General features: G+C 52.2%; 12 protein-coding genes. 3 read left to right on the plus strand and 9 right to left on the minus strand.

The annotated features are described in order from the left end of the window. Positions 1-21: 21 nt before the first annotated feature. From wecC to trxA, 6 genes are all read right to left on the minus strand, one after another. Complete coding sequence (gene wecC / locus C813_RS45220) at positions 22-1,284, minus strand: UDP-N-acetyl-D-mannosamine dehydrogenase (protein WP_017459717.1); 1,263 nt, start codon at positions 1,282-1,284, stop codon at positions 22-24. Then, entirely contained in the window at positions 1,281-2,411 is a 1,131-nt protein-coding gene (wecB, locus tag C813_RS45225) for a non-hydrolyzing UDP-N-acetylglucosamine 2-epimerase (protein WP_025263772.1), read from the minus strand. The genes wecC and wecB overlap by 4 nt, the downstream gene beginning before the upstream one ends. A 55-nt stretch (positions 2,412-2,466) precedes the next feature. Further along, on the minus strand, positions 2,467-3,513 hold the full coding sequence (gene wzzE / locus C813_RS45230) for an ECA polysaccharide chain length modulation protein (protein WP_017459715.1): 1,047 nt from the start codon (positions 3,511-3,513) through the stop codon (positions 2,467-2,469). A 13-nt stretch (positions 3,514-3,526) separates the two neighbouring features. Continuing rightward, positions 3,527-4,630, minus strand: a complete 1,104-nt coding sequence (gene wecA / locus C813_RS45235; RefSeq protein ID WP_017459714.1) for a UDP-N-acetylglucosamine--undecaprenyl-phosphate N-acetylglucosaminephosphotransferase — start codon at positions 4,628-4,630, stop codon at positions 3,527-3,529. 243 nt (positions 4,631-4,873) lie between these two features. Continuing rightward, on the minus strand, positions 4,874-6,133 hold the full coding sequence (gene rho, locus C813_RS45240; protein WP_004386383.1) for a transcription termination factor Rho: 1,260 nt from the start codon (positions 6,131-6,133) through the stop codon (positions 4,874-4,876). A 344-nt stretch (positions 6,134-6,477) separates the two neighbouring features. Beyond that, positions 6,478-6,807: a thioredoxin TrxA gene (trxA, locus tag C813_RS45245; RefSeq protein WP_017459713.1), complete on the minus strand. Its 330-nt coding sequence runs from the start codon at positions 6,805-6,807 to the stop codon at positions 6,478-6,480. 144 nt (positions 6,808-6,951) lie between these two features. On the opposite strand from trxA, the gene rhlB reads away from it, so the two are divergent. After that, the gene (gene rhlB, locus C813_RS45250) at positions 6,952-8,220 is read left to right on the plus strand and encodes an ATP-dependent RNA helicase RhlB (RefSeq protein ID WP_017459712.1); all 1,269 of its coding nucleotides are present in this window, start codon (positions 6,952-6,954) and stop codon (positions 8,218-8,220) included. Positions 8,221-8,224: 4 nt separating this feature from the next. Beyond that, positions 8,225-9,709: a guanosine-5'-triphosphate,3'-diphosphate diphosphatase gene (gppA, locus tag C813_RS45255; protein WP_017459711.1), complete on the plus strand. Its 1,485-nt coding sequence runs from the start codon at positions 8,225-8,227 to the stop codon at positions 9,707-9,709. A gap of 172 nt (positions 9,710-9,881) precedes the next feature. Here gppA and rep read toward each other — a convergent pair whose 3' ends face one another. Continuing rightward, positions 9,882-11,903, minus strand: coding sequence for a DNA helicase Rep (gene rep, locus C813_RS45260; protein ID WP_017459710.1), 2,022 nt, complete (start codon positions 11,901-11,903; stop codon positions 9,882-9,884). Positions 11,904-12,165: 262 nt separating this feature from the next. On the opposite strand from rep, the gene ppiC reads away from it, so the two are divergent. Continuing rightward, positions 12,166-12,447, plus strand: coding sequence for a peptidylprolyl isomerase PpiC (gene ppiC, locus C813_RS45265; protein ID WP_001140255.1), 282 nt, complete (start codon positions 12,166-12,168; stop codon positions 12,445-12,447). Positions 12,448-12,479: 32 nt separating this feature from the next. On the opposite strand, the gene C813_RS45270 is transcribed toward ppiC, so the two are convergent. Both C813_RS45270 and C813_RS45275 read right to left on the minus strand, forming a co-directional pair. Then, on the minus strand, positions 12,480-12,845 hold the full coding sequence (locus C813_RS45270) for a hypothetical protein (RefSeq protein WP_017459709.1): 366 nt from the start codon (positions 12,843-12,845) through the stop codon (positions 12,480-12,482). After that, positions 12,845-13,282: an RrF2 family transcriptional regulator gene (locus tag C813_RS45275; RefSeq protein WP_025263773.1), complete on the minus strand. Its 438-nt coding sequence runs from the start codon at positions 13,280-13,282 to the stop codon at positions 12,845-12,847. Before C813_RS45275 ends, C813_RS45270 begins: the two co-directional genes overlap by 1 nt. Positions 13,283-13,314: the final 32 nt, after the last annotated feature.

Raw genomic sequence — 13,314 nt, forward strand, 5'->3', positions numbered from 1 at the left:
GTTTCCTTTATGCTCGCTCGCTTAGCGCCAGACACCTTTGGTATCGACAACGAACTGCTGGTCAATGCTGGTGCTCTCCACCGCTTTAAACTCGTTATGATCAACCAGCATCACCAGCACATCGGCCTGCGCCAGCGCATCATGGGTATTTACCAGCGTGGCGTGTCCGGCGAATTTAGCCGGCAGTTGATGAATATTCGGTTCCACCACCAGCGTTTCACCGCTGTGCCACTGCGCGATGTCGAGGGCAATTTCCATTGCCGGGCTTTCACGCAAATCATCGATATTGGGCTTAAAGGCCAGCCCGAAACAGGCGATTTTGATTTCACTGGCGCGTTTCCCGCTGGCCGTCAGGCAATCGGCGACCATCGCTTTAACCTGATTCAACACCCAGTGCGGCTTAAAGTCGTTAACTTCACGCGCGGTGCGGATAAGCCGCGACTGCTGCGGGTTCTGCGCGACAATAAACCACGGATCAACGGCGATACAGTGCCCGCCGACGCCAGGCCCAGGCTGGAGAATATTGACACGCGGATGGCGGTTCGCCAGACGAATCAACTCCCAAACATTGATCCCCTGATCGGCGCAAATCAGCGACAGTTCATTGGCAAACGCAATGTTGACATCGCGGAAGCTGTTTTCGGTAAGTTTGCACATTTCAGCGGTACGCGAGTTGGTCACCACACATTCGCCTTCGAGGAAAATTTTGTACAGCTCGCTGGCTCGCGCCGAACAAACCGGCGTCATCCCGCCAATCACGCGGTCATTTTTAATCAGCTCGACCATTACTTGCCCCGGCAGCACGCGCTCCGGACAGTAGGCGATATTAACGTCAGCGTTTTCACCCGCCTGCTGCGGGAAAGTGAGATCCGGGCGCGCTTCGGCAAGCCACTGCGCCATTTGTTCTGTTGCCCCTACCGGCGAGGTCGACTCAAGGATCACTAACGCGCCTTTGCTAAGCACTGGCGCGATGGATTTAGCCGCCGCCTCAACATAGGCCATATCCGGCTCGTGCTCGCCTTTAAACGGCGTTGGCACGGCGATCAAGTAAGCATCTGCGACGACAGGTGTAGTGCTCGCGCGAAGATAGCCACCGTTTACCGCCGACTTCACTACACTTCCCAGTTCCGGCTCGACAATATGGATTTCGCCACGGTTAATGGTTTCCACCGCATGGGCGTTAATATCGACGCCAATAACCTGCTTGTGCCGTGACGCAAACGCCGCTGCGGTAGGCAGACCAATATAGCCCAGGCCAATAACGGAAATGGTTTTAAAGCTCATAGTGTTACCCGATTATTTTTAAGTGCGTGCAAAATGCGGCCGCAGGCCAGCCCGTCACCATAAGGATTGTGCGCGCGGCTCATCGCCTGCCAGGCATCGTTGTCATGAAGCAGGTGCGAGACCTCTTCCACAATGCGCTGGCGATCCGTGCCAACCAGTTTCACCGTACCCGCATCGACGGCTTCCGGGCGTTCGGTGGTATCACGCATCACTAGCACCGGCTTGCCGAGCGAAGGAGCTTCTTCCTGAATACCGCCTGAATCCGTCAGGATCAGCCAGGCATGATTCATCAGCCACAAAAACGGCAGGTAATCCTGGGGTTCGATTAGCGTAACGTTCTCAACGTGACCAAGAATTCGGTTTACTGGCTCGCTGACGTTGGGATTCAGATGGACCGGATAAACAATTTGCACATCATCATGTTGCGCGGCGATATCCGCCAGCGCATGGCAAATCTGTTCAAAACCAAGCCCAAAACTCTCACGTCGATGGCCGGTGACAAGAATGAGTTTTTTATCTCTGTCGAGGAACGGATAACGCGCCGCCAGCTCCTCGTAGCGCGAAGGGTTGTTCATCACGCTGTCGCGAACCCAGAAAAGGGCATCAATAACGGTATTGCCAGTGACAAAAATACGGTTATCCGCAACATTCTCACGGCGTAAATTAAGGCGGGAGTTTTCCGTCGGCGCAAAGTGATACATCGCCAGGTGGCCCGTCAACGTGCGGTTTGCCTCTTCTGGCCAGGGGGAAGAGAGATCGCCAGTTCGCAGGCCTGCTTCAACATGCCCGACAGGAATACGCTGATAAAATGCGGCAAGGCTCGCCGCAATCGTCGTTGTCGTGTCGCCATGCACCAGCACCACATCCGGGCGGAAGGATTCAAGGATGGGTTTTAAGCCTTCAAGGATGCCGCAGGTAATTTCCGTAAGCCCTTGTCCTGGCCGCATAATATTTAGATCGTAATCCGGAACAATAGAGAAGAGCGTTAACACCTGATCAAGCATCTCCCGATGCTGCGCAGTGACGCAAACTCTTGCTTCAAAGTCTGGATCCTTTGCCAGCGCATGTACCAGCGGAGCCATTTTGATGGCTTCTGGCCTCGTGCCAAATACGGTAAGTACTTTCACAACGATTCTCTTCGATTAGAGGATGAAGGCACGAAGCCTTCATCTCAGACGGCGTTTAATTCGAACGGCGGCGTGTTAATGCAATTCCGGAGCCGATTAACGCACCAACAATTCCCCACATAATCATCAGGAAAGCACGACGCGGGCTGTCGCGTTTTACCGGTTCTTCCGGCGTACGCAAATAACGATATGTCTGAAAACGGGGATCAAGGGTCGGACCGACGTTAAGCGTATTCAGCATTGCCCGATTTTGATCATAGTCCAGATCAAACTGTGGCCCCACTGCCTGCAGGTTTTCCAGCCTCGCTTGCAGCATCGGGCGGCCCAGCATAAACAATTCTGAATCCGGCAATTCATCTGGCGGAACTTCTGTCTCAGTGCGGGAAATGTTGTGCTGTTGAGCGATTTGAAGTGCTTGCTCAACGCTGTGCAAACGCCGGTTGAATATTGCTTTTGCCACTTCTTCCTGGCGTTTAACTTGCGCTTTCATCTGGATGGTACGCGCGGCCCAGGCGCCTTTTAGCTCATCGTTAAGATGGCTGGCAGCTCGCTGGCTGGCAAAAGCGACATACTGACGCAGCAGGTTGTTGGCATCTGGCGCGGTTTCAGCAATCAACTTAACGTTATCGTTAAGGTTGCGGACAACATCGCCAGGCGTGTACTGAATGTTATTGATGAGCTCGTCGAGCGTCGCCGCATCCGCTTTGCTGTTACCAACCAGACGCTGTTTGTAGTAATCCGTCTGCGACCAAAAATCACGCCGTGTATCCCAGGAGGCGAGTTGCATAATGAACTCTTTATACGCCTCATCCATGACCGATACCTGATCGGTAGGTGTCTGGTTAGCTTTGTCGTCCAGGTTACGCAGGAACTGCTGCTGAGAATAATAACCTCCCAACATATTAACGGTGGGACGGTCGGTAACTGCGGTCGCGCTCCACTCCTGGGTAGCAAAGAAGGTCCAGACTAAGGCGAGTAAAGCAAACAGTGCAGCTATCCCCGCGATCCATAATTTTCCTACCCACAAAGTACGAAATAAGCCTCGGATATCCAGCTCATTTTCCGTGCTTGTTGAAGGTGTTCCCGACACTGGTTGAATCATCGCTTTCCCGGTTTTACTTGGTTAGTGTTGATTTTTGACCCCTGCTACGGCGCATTCTGCGTTTTACACGTTTAATAAAACGCGCCACTTTCCACGCACGCTTAATGCAGTAGCCATATAAAAAGAATGCTAGCAAGAACAATGCCAACATCACCCATTCTGGGGTGAGACGGAGATATTCTGCGGCAACGCCAATACTGGCCAGCAAAGCGGCTGCAAGGGTAATCAGCACAAAGGCCTGACGAGAAGTAAACCCTGCGCGCATGATCAGATGATGAATATGCTGACGATCCGGCGAAAAAGGACTCATCCCTTTGCGTAAACGGCGATACATAATTGCCACCATATCCATTAAAGGAATGGCGATGATCCATAAAGCCGTAACCGGGCTGATAGGGTGTGTTTGGCCCTGCGTCGTTTCGAGCAAAATCCAAATGACGGTAAAACCGATAAGCGTACTTCCGGCGTCGCCCATAAATACTTTATAGCGACGTCCCAGGATGCCCAGGTTCAATAAGATGTAAGGTAGTATCGCGGCGATCATGGCGAAACACCACAGCGCAAGGCTGGATTGCCCGTCGAACCATAAGATGAAGCCGATTGCAGCAAACGAAACGCAGGAAAGCCCACCGAGAAGGCCATCAATGCCATCAACCATATTAAATGCGTTGATTGCTGCCCATACAGCAAACAATGTCAGTAAGTAGCCGAAAGGACCGAGCACCATCTCCCATGAGCCAAAAATATAGCCGAGGCTGCTGAGATAAAGCTTGCCGACGACCATCATGACAATGGCAATCAGCGCCTGAATAGAGGCTCGGATTTTCACACTGATATCAAAGCGATCGTCCAGCGCACCGATAAATACCAGAACCCCTGCGCAAAAGAGATAGAGCGCTGCATGGGGAATATAGTAATCGGTAACGCTAAAGGTAAAACAAATCCCCGCATAAACTGAGATGCCCCCAACCAGCGGAATCAACCCTTGATGCCGTTTACGAAAGTTGGGTTTGTCCACCAGACCGATACGTTTTGCCACTTTGCGGGCAAAAAACAAAAAAACGGTGGTGAACAAAAAAATACTGAATAATTCCGTCAAAGCAGTGAGTAAATTCACAATGCATGCTCTCAGCTAATGTTTATCCTGACAGTATAACGACGATGCTACGCCCCATAAAAGGAGAATGCAGGTCATTCACAGGCGTTATTGTTTACTTTTCAAACAAATAAATCATTCAAAAGATGAATTGTCTATTTGTTGTCGCCAGCGTTGGACAATGCCTGTCCCAGTGCATATAGCGTATAGCTCGCAAATAAAAAACGCCACGTAAAAACGTGGCGCTTCCGAGGTTTATTTATATTAAGAGCGCTTCATCATGTCGAAGAATTCATCATTGGTCTTCGTCATTGCCAGCTTGTTAATGAGGAACTCCATCGCGTCGATCTCACCCATCGGGTGAATGATTTTGCGCAGGATCCACATTTTCTGCAGCTCTTCCTGAGTGGTGAGCAGCTCTTCTTTACGCGTACCGGAACGGTTGTAATCAATCGCCGGGAAGACACGTTTTTCAGCAATTTTACGCGAAAGGTGCAGTTCCATGTTACCGGTGCCTTTAAACTCTTCGTAAATCACTTCGTCCATTTTTGAACCGGTATCAATCAGCGCGGTCGCGATAATGGTCAGGCTACCGCCCTCTTCCACGTTACGCGCAGCACCGAAGAAGCGTTTCGGGCGGTGCAGGGCGTTCGCGTCGACACCACCGGTCAACACTTTGCCTGAAGCTGGAACAACAGTGTTGTAAGCGCGAGCCAGGCGGGTGATGGAGTCCAGCAGAATGATAACGTCTTTCTTGTGTTCGACCAGGCGTTTAGCCTTCTCGATAACCATTTCTGCAACCTGCACGTGACGGGAAGCCGGTTCGTCAAAGGTAGAAGCAACCACTTCGCCTTTAACCAGACGTTGCATCTCGGTCACTTCTTCCGGACGTTCGTCAATCAGCAGCACCATCAATACGCAGTCAGGATGGTTGTAAGCAATGCTCTGCGCGATGTTCTGCAGCAGCATGGTTTTACCGGCTTTTGGCGGTGCGACAATCAGACCACGCTGACCACGACCGATCGGCGACGCCAGATCCAGTACGCGTGCGGTTAAGTCTTCCGTCGAGCCATTACCACGTTCCATACGCAGACGAGAGTTCGCGTGCAGCGGCGTTAAGTTTTCGAACAGAATCTTATTGCGCGCGTTTTCCGGCTTATCGAAGTTCACCTCGTTAACTTTCAGCAATGCAAAGTAACGCTCACCTTCTTTAGGCGGGCGAATCTTACCTGAAATGGTGTCACCAGTGCGGAGGTTGAAACGGCGGATTTGGCTGGGGGATACGTAGATGTCGTCGGGGCCGGCGAGGTAGGAGCTGTCTGCGGAGCGGAGGAAACCAAATCCATCCTGCAGAATCTCCAGCACGCCATCGCCAAAGATATCTTCGCCACTCTTCGCGTGCTGCTTCAGGATGGCGAAAATGATGTCCTGTTTGCGCATACGGGCCAGGTTTTCCAGCCCCATATTTTCGCCGAGAGTGATCAGCTCAGAAACCGGCGTATTCTTTAATTCGGTAAGATTCATAATGGTGTGGGTTCTTAAACTCGGGGTAGATCTCGAACTTAATGTTGTGAATGGTATGGCAGGGTCATCCATGCCTGTTAACGGCCATCAACTTATGTCTGATCGGTGCCTGGTCACAGGAAAGTACGCAGAACTGAAACGATAAGACGGAATAAGTGATAAGCCCGGAATCTGTCTACTTCTCTCGCGATGGTATTGCCCTGCGGGAAGTATCGGGGTAATGCAAGATTCAAACAACTAAAGGTATGTTCAAAACGAAGTCAAAACTAAATTAGCACGGCTGAAGCCGGGCGTCCAGCGATCCAAAAAAATTAGGACTGCTGGCACGCCGGCGGAGTCTGGGGTTATGCCAGGTTGGCGTCCAGGAACTCTTTCAGTTGGCCTTTAGACAAGGCGCCAACTTTGGTTGCTGCAACTTCGCCGTTTTTAAACAGCAGCAGGGTCGGGATACCGCGGATGCCGTATTTCGGCGCGGTGCCTGGATTCTGGTCGATGTTCAGTTTCGCAATGGTCAGCTTGCCTTCGTACTCATCAGCGACTTCATCCAGAATCGGGGCGATCATTTTACACGGTCCACACCACTCTGCCCAGAAATCAACGAGCACAAGCCCGTCCGCTTTGAGTACATCCGTGTCAAAACTATCGTCAGTCAGGTGAATAATTTTATCGCTCATATATAACTCCACAGGAATAAGCCTGGCATGTTGGTGTAGCATAAAACAGCAACGTGTTGATGCCACAATAACCAACTAAAGGTTGACTTTATTTCACCGGATACGCTTTCGTAAAGCAATAGTAAGCTGATATTCTACCACACTATGAGCAAAACACATTTAACAGAACAGAAGTTTACCGACTTCGCCCTGCACCCAAAGGTGATCGAAGCCCTTGAAAAAAAAGGGTTTCATAATTGCACGCCTATTCAGGCCCTGGCTCTTCCGCTGACGCTGGCGGGCCGTGATGTTGCAGGTCAGGCGCAAACCGGTACCGGCAAAACGATGGCGTTTTTAACGTCAACGTTTCATTATCTTCTCTCTCACCCGGCAATTGAAGACCGTAAAGTGAACCAGCCGCGCGCGATTATTATGGCGCCGACACGTGAACTCGCGGTACAAATTCACGCCGATGCAGAACCGCTGGCGCAGACGACTGGCCTGAAACTGGGTCTGGCTTACGGCGGTGATGGCTACGACAAACAGCTGAAAGTGCTGGAAAGCGGCGTCGATATTTTAATCGGCACCACGGGCCGAATGATCGATTACACCAAACAGAACCATATTAACCTGGGCGCGATCCAGGTCGTGGTGCTGGACGAAGCAGATCGGATGTACGATCTGGGCTTTATCAAAGATATCCGCTGGCTGTTCCGCCGTATGCCACCCGTGACTTCACGTTTGAATATGCTCTTCTCCGCCACGTTGTCCTACCGGGTGCGCGAGTTGGCGTTTGAGCAGATGAATAACGCTGAGTACGTGGAAGTGGAGCCGGAACAAAAAACGGGCCACCGTATTAAAGAAGAGCTTTTCTACCCGTCTAACGACGAGAAAATGCGCCTGCTGCAAACGCTGATCGAAGAAGAGTGGCCGGATCGCGCCATTATCTTCGCTAACACCAAACACCGCTGTGAAGATATCTGGGGCAGCCTGGCTGCAGATGGTCATCGTGTTGGTTTGCTGACCGGCGATGTTGCGCAGAAAAAACGCCTGCGTATTCTTGATGAGTTCACACGTGGCGATCTCGACATTCTGGTGGCGACTGACGTTGCAGCTCGTGGTCTGCATATTCCTGCGGTTACACACGTCTTTAACTACGATCTGCCGGATGATTGCGAAGATTACGTTCACCGTATCGGTCGTACCGGTCGTGCTGGCGCCAGCGGTCACTCAATCAGCCTCGCCTGTGAAGAGTACGCATTGAACCTGCCAGCGATTGAGACCTATATCGGGCATTCTATCCCGGTCAGCAAATACGATCCGGATGCCCTGCTCACCGAGCTGCCGCCGCCAAAACGCCTGACGCGTTCACGCTCTGGCAACGGCCCGCGCCGCAGCGGTGGCGCCCCACGTAATCGTCGTCGTTCAGGTTAAAAATATGCTCGGTTCCGCCTCGCTCTATGCCGCTATTGATCTTGGATCCAACAGTTTTCATATGCTGGTTGTGCGCGAGGTGGCGGGAAGCATTCAGACGCTTTCTCGCATCAAACGGAAAGTTCGCCTGGCTGCAGGGTTAAGCCCCGACAATCGTCTTTCTCAGGAAGCGATGGAGAGAGGGTGGCAGTGCCTGCGGCTGTTTTCCGAACGTCTACAGGATATTCCCCAGGAACAAATCCGCGTCGTAGCAACGGCCACATTGCGCCTGGCGGTTAACGCGCAGGAGTTTATCGACAAAGCGCAAGAAATCCTCGGCTGCCCGGTGCAAGTCATTAGCGGCGAGGAAGAAGCGCGGCTGATTTATCAGGGTGTTGCACACACGACAGGTGGCGCAGATCAGCGTCTGGTGGTTGATATTGGCGGCGCCAGCACGGAGCTGGTCACCGGCACCGGGGCACAAACGACCTCTCTTTTCAGCCTGTCGATGGGCTGTGTCACTTGGCTTGAGCGCTTTTTCACCGACCGAAATCTCGGACAGGAAAACTTCGCCGCCGCTGAACAGGCCGCGCGTGAGGTGCTGCGCCCGGTTGCCGATGAGCTTCGCCGCCATGGCTGGAAAGTTTGTGTCGGGGCATCGGGTACGGTTCAGGCACTGCAAGAAATCATGATGGCGCAGGGCATGGATGAGCGCATCACCCTCGCTAAATTGCAGCAGCTTAAACAGCGCGCCATACAGTGCGGGCGGCTTGAAGAGCTGGAAATCGAAGGTCTGACGCTGGAACGCGCGTTGGTGTTCCCGAGCGGTCTGGCAATCCTTATCGCTATCTTCACCGAAATGAATATTGAAAGCATGACGCTGGCCGGTGGCGCATTACGAGAAGGTCTGGTCTACGGCATGTTGCACCTGGCGGTAGATGAAGACATTCGTAGCCGCACGCTGCGCAATATTCAACGCCGTTTTATTATCGATACCGATCAATCGCGCCGCGTGACAATGCTGGCCGGACGTTTTGCGCAGAGCGTTGCTAAAGTGTGGGAATTAGATGCGTACAGCATCGAAATTCTGAAAGTTGCCTGCGAACTGCATGAAATTGGTTTGAGCATTGAGTTTAAGCAAGCACCGCTGCACGCGGCATGGCTGGTACGTAATCTCGATCTGCCAGGGTTTACTCCCGCGCAAAAGAAACTGCTCGCGACGTTGCTGCTTAATCAGACGAACGCCGTCGATCTCTCGTCGCTGCATCAGCAAAACGCCGTACCGCCGCGCGTAGCCGAGCATCTTTGTCGTCTGCTTCGTCTTGCCATTATTTTCGCCAGCCGTCGTCGCGACGATCTGCTGCCGGAAATTGCGGTTACCGCGCAGGGAGAGAAGCTGGTGCTGACGCTGCCGCAAGGGTGGCTGGAAAGTCATCCGCTTGGCGCAGAGCTGATTGATCAAGAAAGCCAGTGGCAAAGTTACGTGCACTGGTCGCTGGAAATCCAGTAATCTTCATACGAATATAGCCCGCTCGCTGCAGGCTTTTTGTTGCTCGCTGAAAACCAACGTTCCGCAGCTCTGCCGGGTTCAAACCTTACAGAGCGGGCAGACGCTTCTTTTTAATTTTTTCAGCCCGCTCTTCAAGAGCGTAATCAACGTTGCCTTCACTGAAAGCAGATTTTTATTTGTCCTTCGCTTTCGCCAGCATCGCGCGAATATTCGCCACATTGGCCTGACCTTTATGCATGCGCTCTTCGGCGCTGACCACTTTTCGTTCCTGTTCCCAAATCAGGTCGTCCTGTGGCAGTTCCAGCAGGAAGCGGCTCGGCTCGGGGCGAACTAACTCGCCGTACTGGCGGCGTTCTTTGCAGAGAGTGAAAATCAGCTCTTTCTGCGCTCGGGTGATGCCTACATAAGCCAGCCGCCGCTCTTCATCGACGTTATCTTCATCGATACTGCTCTGGTGCGGCAACAACCCCTCTTCCATACCAACGAGGAAAACATACGGGAATTCAAGGCCCTTAGAAGCGTGTAGCGTCATCAACTGCACCTGATCGGATTCGTCGTCACTCTCGCCACGCTCCATCATGTCGCGTAGGGTAAAGCGCGTGACGACTTCCGCCAGCGTCATCGGCTCGTCCAGTTCACTGCCTTCCAGCATCTCTGTCATCCAGCCGAACAGCGTGTTGACGTTTTTCATGCGCATCTCTGCAGCTTTCGGGCTGGCGGATGTTTCGAACAACCAGGATTCGTAATCAATGCCGTGAATTAAATCGCGCACCGCTGCGATAGGTTCGCGTTCCGACAAGCGCTGAACCTCGCCCAGCCAGTGAGTAAAACGCGTCAGCGCGTCATAACCGCGCCCGGTCAGCGTCTGGTTCAGGCCAACGTCAAAGCTGGCGGCAAACAGGCTCTTATTACGCAACATCGCCCATTCACCCAGCTTTTGTAGCGTTGCCGAGCCAATTTCACGCTTTGGCGTATTCACGATGCGCAAAAACGCACTGTCATCATCCGTATTTGTCAGTACCCGCAAATAGGCCAGCAGATCTTTGATTTCCGGGCGCGAAAAGAATGAGGTGCCGCCGGAAATCTTGTACGGAATACGGTTTTGCATCAGGAATTTTTCGAATACGCGCGACTGGTGGTTGCCACGATAGAGGATCGCATAATCCTTATATTCGGTTTTATTCACGAAGTGGTGAGCAATCAGCTCACCCGTTACGCGCTCGGCTTCATGTTCTTCGTGGTTGGCGCTGAGCACTTTCAGCTCCGCACCGTAACCCAGCTCGGAAAAAAGCCGCTTTTCGAACACGTGTGGGTTGTTGGCGATGAGGATATTCGCCGCTTTCAGGATGCGCCCGGAAGAGCGGTAGTTTTGCTCCAGTTTAATCACCTGCAATGCCGGGAAATCCTGACTCAGCAGCACCAGGTTTTGCGGCCGTGCCCCGCGCCACGAATAAATAGACTGGTCATCGTCACCCACGACAGTGAAGCGCGCGCGCTGACCCACTAACAGCTTTACCAGTTCATACTGGCTGGTGTTGGTGTCCTGATATTCATCCACCAGCAGATAACGGATCTTGTTCTGCCAGCGTTCGCGCACCTCTTCATTACGCTGTAATAACAGCGTCGGCAGCAGGATCAGGTCGTCAAAATCGAGTACGTTACACGCCTTCATATGAGCGTCGTACAGACCATAACAATGAGCAAAAATACGATCGCGTTCACCGTTTGCACGGGCAGCGGCCTGCGGCGGCGTCAGCAGATCGTTTTTCCAGTTTGAGATCGTAGAGATCAGCTGTTGCAGCACCACTTTGTCATCGTCGATCAGCCCTTCGGTCAGATCTTTTAGCAGTGCGACCTGATCGGTGTCGTCAAACAGGGAAAAGTTAGATTTCATCCCCAACGCGGCGAACTCACGTTTGATGATATTCAGCCCCAGCGTGTGGAACGTAGAGATCATCAATCCACGCGCCTCTTTGCGCCCCAGCGTCTGCGCAACGCGTTCTTTCATCTCGCGCGCCGCTTTGTTGGTAAAGGTTACCGCCGCGATATGTTTCGCCTGATAGCCGCAGCCACGGATCAAATGGGCGATTTTATTGGTGATCACACGTGTTTTACCGGATCCAGCTCCCGCCAGCACCAGGCATGGTCCGGTGACAAATTCGACGGCTTGTTGTTGTCCGGGGTTTAAACGCATAAAAAATCACTCAATGAAAAGTCTGGAGGGGGAATATATACACAAAATCATTCAGGCCGTGAATCTTCAGCCGCTTACTAATGTAAGTGGTGGAATAACGAATCTGCCGGGATTCAGATTTTAACGCAGCTTACTGCGGCACCAGCGGCCCTCGCATAAGTTGAACCACAGGCGCAACTCGAAGCCGGGGCAGAATGAAGATCGAAGTGTATAAACGCGTGGTAGTATAGCCAGCCTCAACAACCTCACTCAAGGCACGATCATGGCAAAAACTGCAGCAGCACTGCATATCCTTGTTAAAGAAGAGAAACTGGCGCTGGATCTTCTGGAACAGATCAAAAACGGCGGCGATTTCGAAAAGCTGGCGAAGAAACACTCTATCTGCCCGTCAGGTAAAAAAGGCGGACATTTGGGCGAATTCCGTCAGGGCCAGATGGTTCCCGCATTCGATAAAGTGGTGTTTTCCTGCCCGGTGCTGGAGCCAACCGGCCCGCTTCACACCCAGTTCGGTTACCACATCATCAAAGTGCTGTACCGCAACTAATGGTTGAGCCTCTCATCATAGAGAGGCTTTTTTTATTTGTGCGATTGCAGCTTCTGCTGCGCGTCATGCTTCATCACATGCATATTGATCGCCGCCTGGAATACTTTGAACATCAGGCCATTAATCAATGTCGCCAGCGTAATGGTAATAAACGCCGTCATCACCCAGTCAATCAATGCAAAGCCGCTGTGCAACAGCGCAGGACGGTACACCAGCATGCCGCCAAACACCGCCCAGTGGCTCAGACAATAGAAACACTGAAACAAGTGCCCTATCATCGCGTTCTTTTTCACCGTCCATTCACGAAAAGCCGCAAATAGCTCCGTTTGTGTCACCGTTATTGAAATGCTGCTGGCAGCCAGCGCAATCATCAGGCAGGTGATTAAATCTGCAATCATCAGTGATGCCCCTTTTCGTTGAAGTAACTGATAAATTCCGCGCCGACATCGTGTAGTGTCAGGTTTTTAAATCGTTCAAGGATCAGCGATTGTGCGTCGGCAAGTGTCGATGACATCACCCGGTTCACCCCTTGTTCAACCAGGCATTCGGGGTTTTCATTACGATTGCCCAATGCGAACAGCGCGGGCGATCCCAGTGCGATGTAGATGTCGTAGAGAGTGACCTGGCTGACGGAGCGGCAAAGCCGCCAGCCGCCGTGGTGACCTTTGGTCGCGCAGACAATCTGCTTTTCCCGTAACCCGGCGAGCAGTTTGCGAATAAACGCAGGATTGCCGTCGATGTACTCAGCCATCTGTTCTGATGTCATCGGTTTATCGGCCTGTTCCATATGGAGCAGGATGTGCAGCGTTGCGGAGAATGAGTTATTTATTTTCATGTAACTTACGATATTACATAAAGACGAATTCA

The sequence above is a fragment of the Kosakonia sacchari SP1 genome, from assembly GCF_000300455.3.
GTDB lineage: Bacteria > Pseudomonadota > Gammaproteobacteria > Enterobacterales > Enterobacteriaceae > Kosakonia > Kosakonia sacchari.